Raw genomic sequence first — 17,266 nt, 5'->3', positions numbered from 1 at the left:
GAGCCCATGGCCGAGCGGCCGAAGACGGTGAAGTGCCTTGTCTGGGATCTCGACAACACGCTGTGGCGGGGCATCCTCTCGGACGGCGACGACGTCCGGGTCACGGAGGATGTCAGGAAGGTGATCGCCGAGCTGGACCGGCGCGGCGTTCTCCAGGCGGTGTGCAGCAAGAACGACCACGACCTCGCGTGGGAGCGGCTGGAGCGACTGGGGGTGGCCGAGTACCTCGTTCTCCCCCACATCGGCTGGGGACCGAAGTCCGACTCGGTCAGGTCCATCGCCGAACGGCTGAACTTCGCCCACGCCACCATGGCGTTCGTCGACGACACACCGGCCGAGCGCGCCGAGGTGTCCTACCACCTGCCGGAGGTCCGCTGTTACGACGCGGAGCAGGTGCTGGACCTCCTGAACCTGCCCGAGTTCAGCCCTGACACCATCACGGTGGACTCGGAGCGGCGCCGCGCGATGTACCAGGCCGGCTTCCGCAGGGACGCCGAGCGCGAGCGGTACCGGGGAGCGGACGAGGACTTCCTGCGGTCGCTCGACCTGTGGATGGCGATCGACGGCGCGACCGAGGACGAGCTGAGCCGCGTCGAGGAACTGACCCTGCGCACAAGCCAGATGAACGCGACGGGGGTGCACTACGGCGACGCCGAGCTCCGCCGGTTGACGGCCGACCCCGAGCACGAGGTGCTGGTCGTCACCATGGGCGACCGGTTCGGCCCGCATGGCGCGGTGGGCCTGGTCCTGCTGCGCCGGACGGCCCCCGCCTGGCATCTCAGGCTGCTGGCGACCTCGTGCCGGGTGGTCTCCTTCGGCGCCGGCTCGGTCATCCTCAACTGGCTCGTCGACCGGGCGGCCACGGCCGGGGTGCATCTGACCGCCGACTTCCGGCGCACCGACCGCAACCGCATGATGGAGGTCGCCTACCGTTTCGCCGGCTTCGACGACCGGCCCTGCGCCTGTCACGACGGGCCGGACGTGGCGTCAGGGGACGCCGCGGGGGTGGAGCGTCTGCATCTGGTCCCCGACCCGCGGCCGGGACCGACCACGATGTCCCTGGCGGCGGTCGACCTCGTCGACGGAACACGGCGCTAGTGCCGCGTCGGTCGGGGTGCCCCCCCCCACCCCCGGGGCCTACTTGACGCCGAGGAGTTGCTCGACGGGGTCGATGGCGAAGTAGACGAGGAAGAGCGCGGCGGTGCCCCACAGCAGCCAGTGGACCTCGCGGGCCTTGCCCAGGCACGCCTTGATGATCACGTAGGAGACGAAGCCGGCGCCGATGCCGTTGGTGATGGAGTAGGTGAAGGGCATGACGACGATGGTCACAAAGGCCGGGATGGCGAGGTCGTAGCGCTCCCAGTCGATGTGCCTGACCTGGGTCATCATCAGGAAGCCGACCGCGACCAGGGCCGGGGAGGCGGCCTGGAGGGGCACGATGGTCAGCAGGGGGGTGAGGAAGAGGGCGACGGCGAACATGCCGCCGGTGACGAGGTTGGCGAAACCGGTGCGGGCGCCTTCGCCGACGCCGGCCGCGGACTCGATGTAGGTGGTGGCGGACGAGGACGAGGACGCGCCGCCGGCGACCGCCGCCGCACCGTCGATGAGCAGGACGCGGCCGAGCCCGGGGACCTGCCCGCGCTCGTCGAGGAGTCCGGCCTCCGAGGTGACGCCGACGACGGTGCCCATGGTGTCGAAGAAGTCGGACAGGATCAGGGTGAAGACGAGCAGGACGACGGTCAGGACGCTGATCTGCCCGAACGAGCCGAAGAGGTCGAACTGGCCCAGCAGGCCGAAGTCGGGAGCGGCGACGATCTCGTCGGGCAGCGAGGGGGAGGTCAGGCCCCAGGACTCGATGTCGGCGATCTCGTTGACGACGACGGCGAGGAGGGTCATCAGGGCGATGCTGATGAGGATGGCGCCCTTGATCTTGCGGGCGAGGAGGACCAACGTCAGGAGCAGGCCGAGGCAGAAGATGGCTATGGGCCAGCCGGTGAGGGTGCCGGTGCCCAGTTGGACGGGCACGGTGGTGTTCGCGACGTCGGGGATGCGGGTGACGAAGCCCGCGTCCACGAAGCCGATGAAGGCGATGAACAGGCCGATGCCGACGCTGATGGCCTGTTTGAGCGGCTGTGGAATGGCGTGCATGACGGCCTCGCGCAGACCGGTCATGACCAGCAGGGAGATCAGCAGCCCCTCAAGCACGATGAGGCCCATCGCGTCTTCCCAGCTCATCAGCGGGGCGATCTGCACGGCCACGATCACGTTGATGCCGAGGCCAGCGGCCAGGGCGAGTGGCAGGTTGCCCCCCACGCCCATGATCAACGTCATGACCGCCGCCACCAGGGCGGTGGCGGTCGCCAGTTGAGGAATACTCAGTTGCTCGCCGAACTTGTCCTCGGCGCTCCCCAGGATGATCGGGTTGAGCACGAGAATATAGGCCATGGTGAAGAACGTGGCGAACCCACCGCGTATCTCCCGGGCATAGGTGGAGCCTCGTTCGCTAATGCGAAAGAAGCGGTCCAGCGGACCGCCTGTTCCTGTGCGTGAAGCGTGGACAGGACGGCTTGGCCGGGCCGGGCTGGTGTGCATGACTGAGTCTCCTGGGCCTACAAATGTGAACGAGACTGGTGCGGCGTGATCCGTCGCGTGTGACGGTCGTTACGCGAGTGGCTGGGCACCATGCGAGCGGATCATACGCGGCCCGGCTGAATTGCCAATTACTTTGCGTTGTCAGGTAGTTGCCAACCTCACCCGCCCCCCGCCGCTTTATGAAGAATCAGCATCGACATAACTCGCCAAAGGTGACGCACGCGACAACGGGTATGGAGTTGCGCCGGGTAAGCCCCCTACTCTCTGCGCGTGCAGCCACCGCACCCCTTCAACGCACGTGCCGCCCGCAGGCTGCGCGAAGCGCTCGGACAGACTCCGGACCACATCGCGTACAGCATGCGCGCCTCCCACGGCGTACCCCACATAACCCCCCACCACATCGCCGCCTGGGAACGCGGCACCGCCTGGCCCACCGCCAACGAACTCATCGCCCTGGCAGCAGCCCTGTGGTGCGCTCCCAGCAACCTCATGGGCCACCCCCGGACCCTGCTCGAACACCGCCTGTCCCGCGGCATCGCCGCCGAGGACCTCGCCCGCCTCGTCGGCCTCAAACTCGACGACTACCGCTCCATGGAGGAGACCGGTCGATGGGCCGGCGACAAGACACAGACCGCGAACCTCGGCAGGGTCCTCAACCTCCCGCCGAGCGACCTCATCGCCGTCACCGGCCTTGAGGACGAACTCGCCCACCTGCTCACCGAGGCCGTGTCCAGCCGCTGGCAGGCGCATATCCGCCCCATCGCCAAGCTCATCGCCATGGACCGGCGGGAGTTGCAGGACCCCCTGCGCACCATGCACCAGGAGTACCAGAACCTCGCGGCGGCCACGCTAAGCCGAGCCGGCCCGACGGCTGGCGAAGCAGGAGCGCGCTATCTCGACAACATCGTCAAACACTTCTGGGCCCGGCTAGCCGACAGGCCCAACTAGGGCACGCCGTTCGGATCTTCGCGGGCTCGCGACGACAGCGGATGGGGGCACCTCCCAGGCCCTCAAGGGCCTGGGGGAACCTCGCTGCGTTACCGAATCGCGCAAGTACGACCAAGTACGAGCTGCGATCCGGCGCCTTGCGATGCACCGCATCATGGGGGCACCTCCCAGCCGCCAGGCTGGGGGAGCCGCTCGCTATCCACGAAGATCCAAACGACGCACCCTAACGGAAACCAGGGCCTGTCTCCCAGGCCGTCGCGGGCTCGCGACGGCCCAGGAGACAGGCCCCAGCCGGGTCAGACACCCCGTCGTCGGCCACTTGGGCCAGCGGGCGCCGCCGTTCCGGCGGCTATCGCCCGCCGCCCGAATGTCCCGTGCGGCGATTCCTCTCCGTCTCCGACGTCTGGCTATCCGTGGTCGAAACGGAAGGCGGCTCGGCCGAAGGGGAGGACTTCGACGACCGCACGCCAAAGACCTTCACGCACCGCCCTGGAATCTCCATCACCATGGAGGCGGTGGCGCGGTCGCACCGGAATTCCGCGCACGCGCAAGAGGAATGGGCGACCCACCTGGCACGGGCCCGGCCCAAGATCACTTTATCGGTGATCCACATCGCCACCGTTCGCGGACATAGCACTCGCAAGGCCGCCCGACTTCGACGGCCCGGACGCACCCATTGACGGCCCGTTACGGCGGCGCTAATTTGCAGTCGATATAACGAACTTGGTTCGACATATCGAACCACAGAAGAGACTCCCCACCCTCCGAGCCGAATTCCGAGCCGAGATCCGAGCTGAAACCCGCGCTGAAATCCGAGCCGAAAAGAGTGCAGAGATGTCCTTCTCCCCGAGTCGGCGACGGCTGTTGCAGGCCGCCGCCGTCGCCGCCGCAGGACCGGTCGTCGGGAGCTCGGCGGCCCGCGCCGCGCCCCCGGGGGCGACCGCCGTCGTCGAAGCCGCGGCCTCGGCGTTCCACCCCGGCCGGGTGCGGCTGACCGAGAGCCGATGGCTGGACAACCAGAACCGCACCGCGGCGTATCTGCGGTTCGTCGACGTCCAGCGGCTCCTGTACAACTTCCGCGCCAACCACGGCCTGTCCACCGGCGGCGCCTCCCCCACCGGAGGCTGGGAGGCGCCCGACTTCCCGTTCCGCACCCACAGCCAGGGCCACTTCCTCAGCGCGTGGTCCTGGGCGCACGCCGTGACGGGCGACGACGTCTTCCGGCAGCGCGCCGAGACGATGGTGGCCGGGCTCGCCGCGTGCCAGGCCAACAACGGGAGCGTCGGCTACCACGAGGGGTATCTGAGCGGCTATCCGGAGTCCGAGTTCGACGCGTTGGAGGACCGTTCGCTCGCCAATGGCAACGTGCCGTACTACACCGTCCACAAGACCCTGGCCGGTCTGCTGGACGTGTGGCGCCTGCTCGGCGGCGCCGAGGCTCGGGAGGTGGCCCTGGCCCTCGCCGGGTGGGTGGACCTCCGCACGGGCCGGCTCTCCGAGCAGCAGCGACAGGCCATGCTGGCCACCGAGTTCGGCGGGATGAACGACGTGCTGGCCGACCTGCACCAGGAGACGGGGGACGGCCGCTGGCTGACCGTCGCCCAACGCTTCGACCACGCCGCCGTCTTCGACCCGCTGGCCGCGGGACAGGACCGGTTGAGCGGGCTGCACGCCAACACCCAGGTGCCCAAGTGGATCGGCGCCGTCAAGGAGTACCGGGCCACCGGGGACACCCGCTATCTCGACATCGCCACCCACGCCTGGGACTTCACCGTGGGCGCGCACACCTACGCGATCGGCGGCAACAGCCAGGCCGAGCACTTCCGACCGCCGCACGCCATCGCCTCCCACCTCCACGAGGACACCTGCGAGAGCTGCAACACCTTCAACATGCTCAAGCTGACCAGGGACCTGTTCGCGCTGGCCCCGGAGCGGGCGGACCTGTTCGACTTCTACGAGCGCGCGTGGCTCAACCACATGATCGGCCAGCAGGACCCGGCCAGCGCCCACGGTCACATCACCTACTTCACCCCGCTCAACCCCGGGGGCCGGCGCGGTGTCGGCCCGGCCTGGGGCGGCGGCACCTGGAGCACCGACTACGACAGCTTCTGGTGCTGCCAGGGCACCGGCGTCGAGACGCACACCCGGCTGATGGACTCGGTGTACTTCCACACCGAAGACGCCCTGACCGTCAACCTGTTCGTGCCGTCGGTCCTCGACTGGTCCGAACGCGGCGTCACCGTCACCCAGCGCACGTCCTTCCCGGTCGGCGACACCACCACGCTGGAGATCACCGGCGGCGGGGAGTGGTCGCTCCGGGTGCGCGTTCCCGGTTGGACGACGGATGCCACCATCAGCGTCAACGGTGCGGCGCAGGACGTCGCCACCACACCGGGCAGCTACGCCACCGTCACCCGCGCCTGGTCGACGGGTGACACGGTCACCGTGCGGCTCCCCATGGGGACCACCCTGTGGCCGGCCCAGGACGACCCGAACGTGGCCGCCGTCGCCTACGGCCCCGTGGTGCTCTGCGGCGACTACGGCGACAGAACGCCGGACTCGCTGCCGGCCCTGGACGTCCCCTCGGTCACCAGGACCGACGAGGAGACGCTCACCTTCGCCGCCACGGCGGACGGCTCACCCGTCACCCTGGGCCCCTTCCACGACGCCCACGGCCACAACTACACCGTCTACTGGCGCACCGATGGCCGCGGCGGCGGGAATCCGGCCGTCCGGCTGGTGAACGCGGCCAGCGGCCTGGTCCTCGGCATCGAGAACATGTCGACGGCGGACGGGGGGCGGGCCCTCCAGTGGCACGACACCGGCACCGCCGACCACCGCTGGGAGCCGCTCCAGCGCGGCGGCGAGACCACCTTCCGCAACGTGCACAGCGGCAAGGTCCTTGGCGTGCAGGACATGTCGACCGCCGACGACGCGCCGGTGCTCCAGTGGTCGGACACCGGCACCGCCGACCACCGCTGGACCGTCCTGGACGAGGGCGACGGCACGCACCGGATCCGCAACGCCCACAGCGGCAAGCTGCTGGGCGTCCTCGGCGGTTCGACCGAGGCCGGCGCCTATGTCGTCCAGACTCCGGACGACGGCTCGGCCGACAACCTGTGGCACATCGTGAGCGAGGCCCCCTGAGCCGGGAGGACCCGCGCGGCCGAGGAGCCCGGGCGCGGGCTCCTCGGGCCCTACGGGGGCGGCGGGATCAGGGAGTCGAGGCGGGTCAGGCCGTCCGAACCGGCCGGTGAGCCGGGGGCCGACTCCGGGGGAAGCGCGCGGAAGGCGCGTGGCGCCATGCCGTACGCGGCGCTGAACCTGCGGGAGAAGTGGTACGCGTCGGCGAAGCCGCCGCGGGCGGCGATCGCCCGCAGCGGCAGGTTGCTGCGCCACAGCAGCGGCTCGGCCCGCGCCAGCCGCAGCCGTTCGAGCGCGGCCGTCGGCCCGAGTCCGACGTGCGCGCGGAAGAGGCGGCACAACGTGCTGACCGAGACACCCGCCGCTTCGGCGAGGCGCTCCAGCGGGATCGGCCGCGCGATGCCGTCCGCCCAGTCCTCCCGTACGACGCGTGCCATCGCGACGATCGGCTCCGGCAGCGCCGCCGGTCGTTCGGCCGCCGGTTCGGGGCCGGAGACAAACGTCATCAGCAACAGCCGCAGTGTCTCCCGCGCGTGCTCACGCCAGCCGGGCGGGCAGGCGCCGCCGAGCCACAGCAGGTAGCGGCAGAGCGCGTCGAGCGGTCCGGGACGCCCGCCCAACGGCCGGACGAGCGGCCACCCCGCGTCGTCCGGCCGGCCGGCGACCGGCCGGAAGTGGACATAGGCGTGCCGGGTCGTGCGGTCGGGGTCCCAGTGGAAGACGTCCCGCATCCCAGGCCGTACGAGCAGGAGGGTCCCCGGCGTGAGCCGCAGGGTGTCACCGCCGTCCGCCGTCCAGGTCGCGCGCCCGCGCAGCAGCCAGACGAACTCGTAGCTCCGCGCGTCACGCGGCCCGAAGGACGAGCCGGGCGGATAGTCGACCGCCGTGGGCCCGAGCCGGGGAAGCAGTTCGACGGCGTACGGGTCGGCCGCCGCCCCTCGCTCCGCCGTCATCGCCTCACCTGTCGCAGCCACCCGCCCGATCGGGCCGGACGCGCGGGCGGCGGATCTCGTCCGTGCCCTTCCAGGCATACGGGTCGTGTCCGGCGACCAGGACGATATCGCGGAAGTCGGCGCGTGCCATCCCCACGTCAGCGGGCGGCGGCGCCCAGGGCAGCAGCGACTCGGCGCTCATGTAGTGGCCGACGAGGGCGCGGCGGCAGCCGTGGCGTCCCGAGTTGGGCAGCGACTTGTGCAACAGGTAGCCGTTGAAGAGCAGCACGGAACCGGCCTTCAACTCCACCGGCACCGCGTCCTCCTCCGTGTGGGGGAAGCCGAACGACTCGACGGTGCAGTCGTAGCGCGGGTCGTCGTGCTCGCGGTCGGGGTAGATGACGCCCGCCCGGTGGGAGCCGGGGACGACCCACAGGCAGCCGTTCTCGGTCGTCGCGTCGTCCAACGCGATCCATGCGGCGGTCAGGGAGCGGTCGCGCGTCGGGATGAAGCCCTCGTCCTGGTGCCACGCCTGCCCCGGGCGCCCCTCGGACTTGATGAAGAGCATCGACTGCATCGCCTTGACATTGGGACCGACGACGCGGGTCAGCGGTCCGACGACGCCGGGATGGCGGATGGTGTCACGCATCAGCCGCGAGAGCTTGTGCGGATAGTGCACGCACAGGAAGCGGCGCAGCACTTCGTCGTCGGTGGCGTCGGTGGCGCCGGGGGCGACGGCGGCGCTGGTGACGGGTTCGGCGCCCTCGATGGGGCCGCGTTCGCCGCGGCAGATGGCGACGGCCTCCGCGAGCAGGCCGTCGATCTCGGCGCGGTCCAGCACACCTTCGAGGACGACGAACCCGTCGCTGGCGTAGCGGTGTTCGACGGACCCGGTCGCGGGTGCCGGTGCCTGAGCGCGCGTCATAGGAGGTCTCCCGAGGTCTTGGGTGCGGACGTCCGGTCGGTACGGCTCGTCCCGTGTCCCGATCGTCGGCCGTACTGACGCCGGGTGGCCATGGCTTGTCGGAGCACCAAGATGGCGAATCAGGTCATTCCGTTCTGACCCTTGACGCTGTTCGAAACACGCGAGTAGCGTCAACGCCATTCCTCTAATACGTATTAGAGATATGAGCGAAGCAACAGGAAGGGGGGCGCAGTGGCCCAGGCTCCGAGGTCTCCACGCCGTCGCCGGCCGACCCAGGTCGATATCGCCCGGCGCGCCGGGGTGTCCCAGGCGACGGTGTCCCTGGTCATCAGCGGTGGAGCGGCCAGCGACCAGATACCGGAGCCGACGCGCCGTGCCGTCCTCGCGGCGGCCGACGATCTCGGCTACTCGGCGAACGTCGCGGCCCGCAGCCTCAAGGGCGGACGCAACAGGCTGCTGGGGTTGTATACGTTCGAGCCGGTCTTCCCGACCGACCAGCGCGATTTCTACTACCCGTTCCTCCTCGGCGTCGAGGAGGAGACCGCCGCCCAGGGCTATGACCTGCTGCTGTTCAGCTCGGTGACCTCGGGCGTCGACCGGTCGATCTACGCCGGCGGCGCCAACCGGCTGAAGATCGCCGACGGTTGCGTCCTCCTCGGCCGCCACGTCCGGCGGGCCGAGCTGGCGGCCCTGATCCGCGAGGACTTCCCCTTCGTCTTCATCGGCCGCCGCGAGGTGGACGACGGCGAGGTGTCGTATGTCGCCGCCGACTACGTGACGGCCACCAGCGCCCTGGTCGCCGAACTCGTCGCGCTCGGCCACCGCCGGATCCTCCACCTCCGCGCCCCCGACGACTCCGAGCCCACCAGGGACCGGGAGACCGGCTACCGGCACGGCATCGCCGAGGCCCGACTCCCCGCCGACCACGTCCTGATCGAGACCCTGGACGATCCGGCCGATCTGTCGGCCGATCGCATCAGGACCCTGGTGGAGCGGCACGGCGCGACGGCCCTGCTCGTCGAGCCCACCGAGGACACCCGCCTCGTCGAGGCCCTGGAGGAGGCGGCGCACGCCGGCGGGCTCCGCTTCCCCGACGATCTCTCGCTCGCCCTCCTCGGCGACGCGCCCTCCTGGACACCGGGGTTGCGCGACTGGACCCGCTACTCGCTGCCCCGCGCCCGCATGGCGAGCGAGGCCGTCGGCCAGCTCATCGAGCTGCTGGCCGACCCGGCGTCCGCGCCGAGGCAGCTCTCCGTGCCCTGCGCGTTCGTCCCCGGCGACTCCATAGGCCCCGCGCCCGCCGCACCCGCCCGCGGGGCGCGGCCATGATCCGCATGATCGTCAAACGGCTGCTCGTCGGGCTGTTCGTGATGTGGGGCGCCGCCTCGCTGATCTTCCTCATCGTCCGTGCCGCGCCCGGTGATCCGGCCTCCGTCCTCCTCGGCCCCGACGCCGACCGGGAGCAGATCCGGCAGCTCCACGAGACCCTCGGCCTCGACCGGCCGATGTACGAGCAGTACGCCGCCTACCTCGGCGATGTGCTCCGTCTCGACTTCGGCGAGTCCCACCGGCTCGGCCGCCCCGCCATGGACGCGGTGTTCGAACGGCTGCCCGCCACCGTCGAACTCACCCTGACCGCCACCACCATCGCCGTCGTCGCCGGTCTGCTCCTCGGCCTCGTCGCCGGGGCGCGCCCCGGCGGCAGGACGGACCGCGCGGTGTCGGCCGTGACCATCGCCCTCCAGTCGTTCCCCACCTTCTGGGTCGGCATCATGGGCGTCCTCCTCTTCGCCCTCACCCTGGGCGTCCTGCCCAGCTCGGGGGTCGGCACCCCGCAGCACATGGTGCTGCCGGCCGTGACGATGGCGCTGCCGTTCATCGCGATCGTCGCGCGCCTCGCCCGCAGCAGTGTCACGGAGACGATGCGCGAGCCCTATGTGGTCACCGCCAGGTCCAAGGGCCTGACGGAACCGCAGATCCTCGTCGGCCACGCCCTGCGCAACTCGCTGGTGCCCGTCGTCACCATCGTCGGCCTCCAGATGGGCGCGCTGCTCGGCGGCGCGGTGATCGTGGAGAACGTCTTCGCCTGGCCGGGGCTCGGCTCCCTGGTCGTGGACGCCGTGGCCAACCGCGACTACGCCGTCGTACAGGGCGTCACCCTGCTCATCGCCGGAGCCGTCACCGTGCTCAACCTCGCGGCCGACCTGCTGTGCGCCCAACTCGACCCGCGCATACGGATGGAGGCGGCGGCATGACCGCACCCCCTGGAGCGACCGAGACGGCGGCGACGGCGACCACGGTGGTGTCGGGTCCCGACGCCACCACCGCCAGGCGGCCGGGACGCCGCGCGATGACGCTCGTCCCCCTCGGCGTCGTCGCGCTGTATCTGCTGGTCGCGCTGCTCGGCCCGCTCTTCCTCTCCTACGACCCGGTCCACACCCCGCTGGAGGACCGGCTGTTGTCGCCCGGCTCCACCACGGGCGACGGCTCGACCGCCTGGCTCGGCACGGACGGCCTCGGCCGCGACGTGCTGGCGCAGATCGTCTACGGCGCCAGGACGTCCGTCCTCATCGGCGCCGCCACGGTCGGCCTGTCGTGCCTGGTCGGCGTCGCGCTGGGGGCGATCGCCGGATACGCGCGGGGCTGGGTGGACGCCGTGCTCGCCCGCGTCTTCGACGTCCTGCTGGCCTTCCCCGCGATCCTGCTGGCGATCGTCATCGCCGGCGCCTTCCAACGCAGCCTGCTGCTGGTGGTGCTCGCGCTGTCGGCGACCGGCTGGATCTCCTTCGCCCGGGTCACCCGTGGTGTCGCCCTGTCCCTGCGGGAACGTCCCTGGGTGGACGCCGCCCGGGTGCTGGGGGTCCCCGGGCGGGAGATCCTGCGGCGGCACGTCCTGCCGTTCACGGCCGGGCCCGTCGTCGCCCTGGCGACGCTGGAGTTCGCCCTCGTCGTGCTGGCCGAGGCCGGCCTCAGCTTCCTCGGCATCGGCCTGCCGACCGACACGCCGTCCTGGGGCCAGACGATCGCGAGCGGCAAGGAGTACCTGGAGACCGCCTGGTGGATCTCCACGCTTCCCGGCATCGCGCTCTCCCTGCTCATCATCAGCGTCGGCATCCTCGGCGACCAGCTCACCGCCCGGCACCGGCACGGCCGGTCGGCATGACCCCCCTTCCGCACCACCCGACGGGAGAAACACCGATGAACGACAGCAGCGCACGGAGAACCGGGCGGTTCGCCAGGCTGGCCGCCACGCTGGCCGGCGCCGCCGTGCTCGCCGCCTGCTCCACCACGACCAGCGGCGGCGAGGGCGGGGAGGGCGGCGGCACGGACGAGCTGACCGCCGCCGGCACCTACCCCGTGGAGAGCCTCGACCCGCACGGCGCCCAAGGCGCTTCCACCGGCACCCAGTTCGCCGGGCAGGCGCTCTTCAGCCGGCTGGTGAAGCCGAACCCGGACGGCACGCTGACCGGCGACCTCGCCGAGTCGTGGGAGCCCAACGAGGATGTCACCGCCTGGACCTTCACCCTGCGCGCCGGGGTCACCTTCAGCGACGGCTCCCCGCTGACCGCCGAGGACGTCGTCGCCTCCTTCGAGCGGATGCTGGAGCTGGCCGGCCCCAACGCCGGGAACTTCCCCGGCGCCACGGTGGCCGCCACCTCGGACACCGAGGTCGTCCTCACCACCCCGGAGCCCGACGCCGCCATCCCCGGCAAGCTCGTCCTCTTCTACGTGCTGCCGGCCGGCGTCGCCGCCGACGACACCGCCTTCTTCAACTCCCCTGTCGGCTCTGGCCCCTTCACCGTGGACCGCTTCACCCCGGGGGAGACCCTCTCGCTCGTCCCCAACGAGGACCACTGGGGTGAGGTACCCCGGCTCGACCGCGTCACCGTCCGCAACATCCCCGAGCTCTCCGCGCGCCTCACCGCGCTGCGCACCGGCGAGGTGGACGTCGTCTGGGGCATCCCGGACGACCAGTTGCCCGTCCTGGAGGGAGAGGACGCGCTCACCGTCGAGACCGTGCCGAGCACCGCCGAGTTCACCATGTGGTTCAACTCCTCGGTGCCCGCGCTTGAGGACGCCGCCGTGCGGCGCGCGCTGTGGCAGGCCGTGGACTTCGAGACGATCATCGAGCAGCTCTACCCGGAGACCGGCGAGTTGGCCCTCGCCCCCGTCACGCCCGTCGTCCTCGGCCACGCGCCGCAGGAGCCCGTCGCCTTCGCCCCGGAGGCGGCCCTGGCGGCGCTGGAGGACGCCGGGTTCGACTTCTCGCAGAAGCTCCGGCTCCAGTTCGCCAACGCCGAGTTCCGCCCGTTCCTCCAGGCGGTCGCCTCCGACCTGGCGGAGATCGGGGTGCGGGTCGAACCGCTGGAGAAGGAGCAGGCCGTCTTCACCGACGACCTGCTCGCCCTCAACTGGGACATCAACTTCCAGCAGCTCGCGACGCCGACGTTCGACGCGGCGAGCAACCTCGGCCGCCTCTACACCTGCGAGGCGGCGCGCAACGGCTACTGCGACCCGGAGCTGGACGAACTCCTCGCCCGCGCCGGCGGCAGCGCCGACGAGGCGGAGCGCACCGACCTGTACGACCAGGCGAGCGCGATCATCTGGAACGAGGCCGTCGGCATGTACCCCATGACCGTCAGCATCGCCTACGCCTGGAACTCGGATCTTGAGGGCTTCGTCCCCGACCCCAGCGGCCTCCCCGACTTCTCCGTCGTCCGGGGCGCCGGCTCGTGACCCGCGCACCCGCCACGGCGGAGGCCGCCGCCACCGCGCTGACCGTCACCGATCTGACCGTCTCCCTGCCAGGCGCCGACGGCGGCACGGTGCGCGTCCTCGACGGCGTCTCGTTCGAGGTGCCGCCGGCGACCACGGTCGGCCTGATCGGCGAGTCGGGCTCGGGCAAGACCATGACGGCGAACGCGCTGATGGGCCTGCTGCCCCCGGGCGCGACCACGGGCGGCGAGGTCAGCTGGCGCGGCGGTGACCTGCTCGGCGCCGACGCGGCGCGGCTGCGGCGGGTACGCGGCCGGGAGATCGCCATGGTGTTCCAGGATCCGCTGGCCGCCCTCAACCCGACGCAGCGCATCGGCCGCCAGGTCGGCGAGATCCCGCGCCGCGACGGCCTGCCGCGTGCCGAGGTGCGCCGCCGCGTCATCGATCTGCTCGATCGCGCCGGGGTCCCCGAGCCCGAGCGCCGGATGCGCGCCTACCCGCACGAGTTCTCCGGTGGGCTGCGGCAGCGCGCCGTCATCGCCATGGCCCTTTCGGGGAACCCGTCGCTGCTGCTGGCCGACGAGCCGACGACGGCGCTCGATGTCACCGTCCAGGCCCGCATCCTCGCGCTGCTGCGCTCCGTGCAGCAGGCGGAGGGCCTGTCGATGCTGCTGGTCAGCCACGATCTGCGGGTGGTCTCGCATGTCGCCGAACGGGTCGTCGTCATGTACGCGGGCCGGATCGCCGAGCAGGGCCCGGCGGGGGACGTGCTGCGCCGCCCGGCGCACCCCTACACGCGGGCGCTCGTCGCCAGCGTGCCGGCCGTCCGCACCCGCACGGCGCTCGCCGACCCGTTGCCCGGCACCCCGGCGGGCCCGGCCTCGCGCCCGTCCGGCTGCCCGTTCCACCCGCGCTGCCCGCTCGCCCGGGCGCGCTGCCGCACGGAGGTCCCCGCCGTGCGGACCGTCGCCGAGGGGCGGCGCGGCGCGTGCCACTTCGCCGAGGAGGTGCTCGGATCGTGAACGCCCTGCTCGATGTGCGGGACCTGCGTGTCACCTACGGCGGCGGCCGGCGCGGACGCCGCCGGGGCGCCTTCCGCGCGGTGGACGGCGTCAGCCTCTCCGTCGCCCCCGAGGAGACGCTCGGCCTGGTCGGCGAGTCGGGCTCGGGCAAGACCACGGTGGCCCGCTGCGTGGCCGGGCTGATCAGTCCCGGCTCCGGCTCGCTCGCCTTCGACGGGCAGCCGCTCGGCCCGGTCGGGCGCCGCCCCGCCGCGTTGCAGCGGGCGGTCCAGATGGTCTTCCAGGACCCGAGATCGTCGCTGAACCCTCGGATGACGGTCGCCGCCGTCATCGGCGAGGCGTGGCGCACCCATCCGTCCGCCGCGCCGGATGGCGACCGCACGGAGGCGCTGCACCGGCTGCTCGACGATGTCGGGCTCGACTCCTCCACCGCTTCCCGGCGGGCGGGCGACCTCTCGGGGGGACAGTGCCAGCGGGTCAGCATCGCGCGGGCCCTCGCCGTCTCACCCCGGCTGCTGGTGTGCGACGAGGCGGTCTCCGCGCTCGACGTGTCGGTGCAGGCGCAGATCCTGCGGCTGCTCGACGACCTGCGGCGCGAGCACCGGCTGGCGCTGCTGTTCATCTCGCACGACCTCGGCGTGGTCCACCAGATCGCCGACCGGGTCGCGGTGATGCGACGCGGCGAGGTGGTCGAGGAGGGCCTGGCGGCCGACGTGCTGGGCGCGCCACGGCACGAGTACACCCGGGCGCTGCTGGACGCGGCCCTCGATCTGGACGACGGCGCCTCGGAACGGACAGGCGCGACAGGGGAGATGCCCGCATGAGCCACGACGACGACCTCCCGTACGCCCCGGCACCGACCGGCTGGAACACCTGGGACGTCCGCTTCCACACGGGGATGAGCCATCTGCCGTCGGGACTGCGCGTGCGCTTCGGTGTCATGGGCGCCACCGGTCCGGTGGCGGACGGGTTCACCTGGCGGGACGGACTGGTCCGCCTGGGGCCGCACAGCCTGGACGGCTCCTACGCCGAGGCGCTGGTCGGCGTCGGGGACACCACGCTGCGGCTGCTGCTCGCCGGGGGCCGGGGGGACACCCTGCACGCGCGGCTGGCCTGCACGGGCGAGGCGGTGATCGTCGTCGAAGGCACCGACGGCACGGACGGGGCGGACGGCGCGAACGGCACCGAAGGGGCCGTGACGGTGCGGGCCGGGGGCGCCCGTTGGCGGATCGACCTGCCGCCCGACGCGCGGCCCGTGCCCCTTCCCGGCGCGCTGGCCTGGCGCTGCGCCGCCGGCGCGGCCGAGCTGCGCGTCGCCCCCGACGGCACCCCGGGCGGCGCCGCCGACACGGCCGGCGTCCTCGGGGACCGCCGCGCCGCCACGGAGGCCGCCCTACCGCGCACCGGCGGCTGGCTCGACGACGCGGCGGACGCCCTCACCCGCGCCCTGATCTGGAACGTCATCCACGTCCCCGCGCTCGGCCGGGTCATCACGCCCACCTCCCGCGACTTCGTCGCCACCGAACGGCGCGGCTTCTACGGCAGTTGGGCCCTGCACGCCTGGGACACGTTCTTCACCGGTCTGGTCGCGTCCACCGTGGACCGCGATTACGCCAGGGGCGTCCTCACCCAGATCCTGCCGCACGCCACCGGCACCGGGATGATCCCCAACCGCGTCTCCGACGACCGGGGCCGCACCGACGACCGGTCCCAGCCGCCCGTCGGCGCCCTCACCGTCCTCAAGGCGTATCTCGCCGGTGGGCTGTCGGACGCCACCCGCGACCACCGCCTCGTCCGCGAGACGTTCCCCGCCCTGCTCGCCTGGCACGACTGGTGGCCGACGGCCAGGCGCGGCCCCCGGGGCCTGCTGGCCTGGGGCTCCGACCCGATCGCCGGCGATCCGGGGTCGGCCACCCTCGACCGCGCCAAACGCGAGTCGGGCCTGGACGACTCGCCGATGTACGACGAGGCGGCCTACGATCCCGCGACCCACTGCATGGACCTCGCCGACGCCGGACTCAACGCCCTGCACATCGCCGATGCCGACGCCCTCGCCCATCTCGCCGACATCATCGGCGAGCACACCACCGCCACCAGGCTGCGCGACGAGGCCACCGAGGCCCGCGCCCGCGCCGACGCCCTGCTGTGGTCAGCGGAGCAGGGCGGCTACCGCAACCTGACGGCATCGGGGAAGCACGACCCCCATGTCTCGCCGACCCTGCTCTATCCGCTGCTCGCCGGACTGCCCGACCCCGAACGCGCCGGCGCGCTGGCGGACGCGCTGCTGCGGCCCGAGGTCCTCGGCGGCGAACGCCCGTTGCCCAGCACGGCGCGCGACGACCCCGCGTTCGCCGCCACCTACTGGCGCGGCCGGATCTGGGCACCGATGGCCTACCTCGCCGTCGAGGGCCTGCGCCGCAACGGGCTCACCGACCACAGCGCCTCCGTCGTCCGCGCCCTGCTCCGCCTCTTCCTGACGGAGTGGCACCGGCACAGCCATGTGCGGGAGAACTACCCGGCGCACGCGGGCGAGGACCTGACGGGCCTGCCGGCGCGCTCGGACGGGCTGATGGCCTGGGGCGGCCTCCTCGCGCTTCTCGCGTTCGGCGAACTGGCCGACGCCCGCGAGGACGGCTGGCGCTTCGCCCACCCAGGCGAGGGAGCCACGCTCGCCGGACTGCCCCTGGGCGAAGGACGGCTCGCCGTCCACGCCGAGGCCGACGCCCTCACCGTCTCCCTGGAAGGTCTGACGCTGCTGCGCGCCGATCCCGGCGTCACCGTCACCGGCTACACCAGGACGGCGGACCGCGCCGCCGGCACCGCCCACGGCCACGGCGAGCTCACCGTCAGCCCGCCGGACGGCGGCCCGCCGCTGCGGCTGACCGTGCGCGGCGCGCCACTTCCCTTCGAGGCCGGGCGAGCCTGACCTCCCACTCCCCCGCACCGGCGTCCCGCCGGGACGAGGCATGAGCCAGAGAACCAGAGAA

At 72.1% G+C, this 17,266-nt stretch carries 14 protein-coding genes; 11 read left to right on the top strand and 3 right to left on the bottom strand.

What is annotated here, in order from left to right:
• Positions 1-6 precede the first annotated feature (6 nt).
• A complete protein-coding gene (locus K4G22_RS30510; RefSeq protein WP_228083706.1) occupies positions 7-1,098 on the top strand; it encodes an HAD-IIIC family phosphatase in 1,092 nt (363 codons plus the stop codon).
• 39 nt (positions 1,099-1,137) lie between these two features.
• On the opposite strand, the gene K4G22_RS30505 is transcribed toward K4G22_RS30510, so the two are convergent.
• A complete protein-coding gene (locus tag K4G22_RS30505) occupies positions 1,138-2,592 on the bottom strand; it encodes an NCS2 family permease (protein ID WP_228083705.1) in 1,455 nt (484 codons plus the stop codon).
• A 270-nt stretch (positions 2,593-2,862) separates the two neighbouring features.
• Between K4G22_RS30505 and K4G22_RS30500 the strand changes: the two genes are divergently transcribed.
• From K4G22_RS30500 to K4G22_RS30490, 3 genes are all read left to right on the top strand, one after another.
• On the top strand, positions 2,863-3,540 hold the full coding sequence (locus K4G22_RS30500) for an XRE family transcriptional regulator (RefSeq protein WP_228083704.1): 678 nt from the start codon (positions 2,863-2,865) through the stop codon (positions 3,538-3,540).
• Between the two features lie 374 nt (positions 3,541-3,914).
• Positions 3,915-4,220, top strand: a complete 306-nt coding sequence (locus K4G22_RS30495) for a hypothetical protein (protein WP_228083703.1) — start codon at positions 3,915-3,917, stop codon at positions 4,218-4,220.
• A gap of 154 nt (positions 4,221-4,374) precedes the next feature.
• Complete coding sequence (locus tag K4G22_RS30490) at positions 4,375-6,687, top strand: beta-L-arabinofuranosidase domain-containing protein (RefSeq protein WP_228083702.1); 2,313 nt, start codon at positions 4,375-4,377, stop codon at positions 6,685-6,687.
• Between the two features lie 50 nt (positions 6,688-6,737).
• On the opposite strand, the gene K4G22_RS30485 is transcribed toward K4G22_RS30490, so the two are convergent.
• Positions 6,738-7,637, bottom strand: a complete 900-nt coding sequence (locus K4G22_RS30485; RefSeq protein ID WP_228083701.1) for an AraC family transcriptional regulator — start codon at positions 7,635-7,637, stop codon at positions 6,738-6,740.
• Between the two features lie 4 nt (positions 7,638-7,641).
• The gene (locus tag K4G22_RS30480; RefSeq protein ID WP_228083700.1) at positions 7,642-8,541 is read right to left on the bottom strand and encodes a phytanoyl-CoA dioxygenase family protein; all 900 of its coding nucleotides are present in this window, start codon (positions 8,539-8,541) and stop codon (positions 7,642-7,644) included.
• Positions 8,542-8,772: 231 nt separating this feature from the next.
• Between K4G22_RS30480 and K4G22_RS30475 the strand changes: the two genes are divergently transcribed.
• Genes K4G22_RS30475 through K4G22_RS30445 form a run of 7 tightly spaced genes read left to right on the top strand, consistent with a single transcriptional unit; the run spans position 8,773 to position 17,205 of the window.
• Positions 8,773-9,870 (top strand): LacI family DNA-binding transcriptional regulator, encoded by a 1,098-nt coding sequence (locus K4G22_RS30475; RefSeq protein ID WP_228083699.1) that lies wholly within the window; start codon positions 8,773-8,775, stop codon positions 9,868-9,870.
• Positions 9,867-10,796, top strand: a complete 930-nt coding sequence (locus K4G22_RS30470) for an ABC transporter permease (RefSeq protein WP_228083698.1) — start codon at positions 9,867-9,869, stop codon at positions 10,794-10,796. Before K4G22_RS30475 ends, K4G22_RS30470 begins: the two co-directional genes overlap by 4 nt.
• Complete coding sequence (locus K4G22_RS30465) at positions 10,793-11,704, top strand: ABC transporter permease (protein WP_228083697.1); 912 nt, start codon at positions 10,793-10,795, stop codon at positions 11,702-11,704. Before K4G22_RS30470 ends, K4G22_RS30465 begins: the two co-directional genes overlap by 4 nt.
• Before the next feature lie 35 nt (positions 11,705-11,739).
• Positions 11,740-13,278: an ABC transporter substrate-binding protein gene (locus tag K4G22_RS30460; protein WP_228083696.1), complete on the top strand. Its 1,539-nt coding sequence runs from the start codon at positions 11,740-11,742 to the stop codon at positions 13,276-13,278.
• On the top strand, positions 13,275-14,279 hold the full coding sequence (locus K4G22_RS30455) for an ABC transporter ATP-binding protein (RefSeq protein WP_228083695.1): 1,005 nt from the start codon (positions 13,275-13,277) through the stop codon (positions 14,277-14,279). The genes K4G22_RS30460 and K4G22_RS30455 overlap by 4 nt, the downstream gene beginning before the upstream one ends.
• Positions 14,276-15,103, top strand: coding sequence for an ATP-binding cassette domain-containing protein (locus tag K4G22_RS30450; protein ID WP_228083694.1), 828 nt, complete (start codon positions 14,276-14,278; stop codon positions 15,101-15,103). The genes K4G22_RS30455 and K4G22_RS30450 overlap by 4 nt, the downstream gene beginning before the upstream one ends.
• Positions 15,100-17,205 (top strand): MGH1-like glycoside hydrolase domain-containing protein, encoded by a 2,106-nt coding sequence (locus tag K4G22_RS30445; RefSeq protein ID WP_228083693.1) that lies wholly within the window; start codon positions 15,100-15,102, stop codon positions 17,203-17,205. Before K4G22_RS30450 ends, K4G22_RS30445 begins: the two co-directional genes overlap by 4 nt.
• Positions 17,206-17,266: the final 61 nt, after the last annotated feature.

Source organism: Streptomyces profundus, from assembly GCF_020740535.1.
Taxonomy (GTDB): Bacteria; Actinomycetota; Actinomycetes; order Streptomycetales; family Streptomycetaceae; genus Streptomyces; species Streptomyces profundus.
Note: the sequence above shows the minus strand (reverse complement) of the source record. Positions and strands in the feature narration are given on the sequence as shown.

Coding starts and splice junctions, on each gene's coding strand:
- K4G22_RS30510 (WP_228083706.1), top strand. CDS start 7: ATGGCCGAGCGGCCGAAGACGGTGAAGTGCCTTGTCTGGGATCTCGAC.
- K4G22_RS30505 (WP_228083705.1), bottom strand. CDS start 2,592: ATGCACACCAGCCCGGCCCGGCCAAGCCGTCCTGTCCACGCTTCACGC.
- K4G22_RS30490 (WP_228083702.1), top strand. CDS start 4,375: ATGTCCTTCTCCCCGAGTCGGCGACGGCTGTTGCAGGCCGCCGCCGTC.
- K4G22_RS30485 (WP_228083701.1), bottom strand. CDS start 7,637: ATGACGGCGGAGCGAGGGGCGGCGGCCGACCCGTACGCCGTCGAACTG.
- K4G22_RS30480 (WP_228083700.1), bottom strand. CDS start 8,541: ATGACGCGCGCTCAGGCACCGGCACCCGCGACCGGGTCCGTCGAACAC.
- K4G22_RS30470 (WP_228083698.1), top strand. CDS start 9,867: ATGATCCGCATGATCGTCAAACGGCTGCTCGTCGGGCTGTTCGTGATG.
- K4G22_RS30465 (WP_228083697.1), top strand. CDS start 10,793: ATGACCGCACCCCCTGGAGCGACCGAGACGGCGGCGACGGCGACCACG.
- K4G22_RS30460 (WP_228083696.1), top strand. CDS start 11,740: ATGAACGACAGCAGCGCACGGAGAACCGGGCGGTTCGCCAGGCTGGCC.
- K4G22_RS30445 (WP_228083693.1), top strand. CDS start 15,100: ATGAGCCACGACGACGACCTCCCGTACGCCCCGGCACCGACCGGCTGG.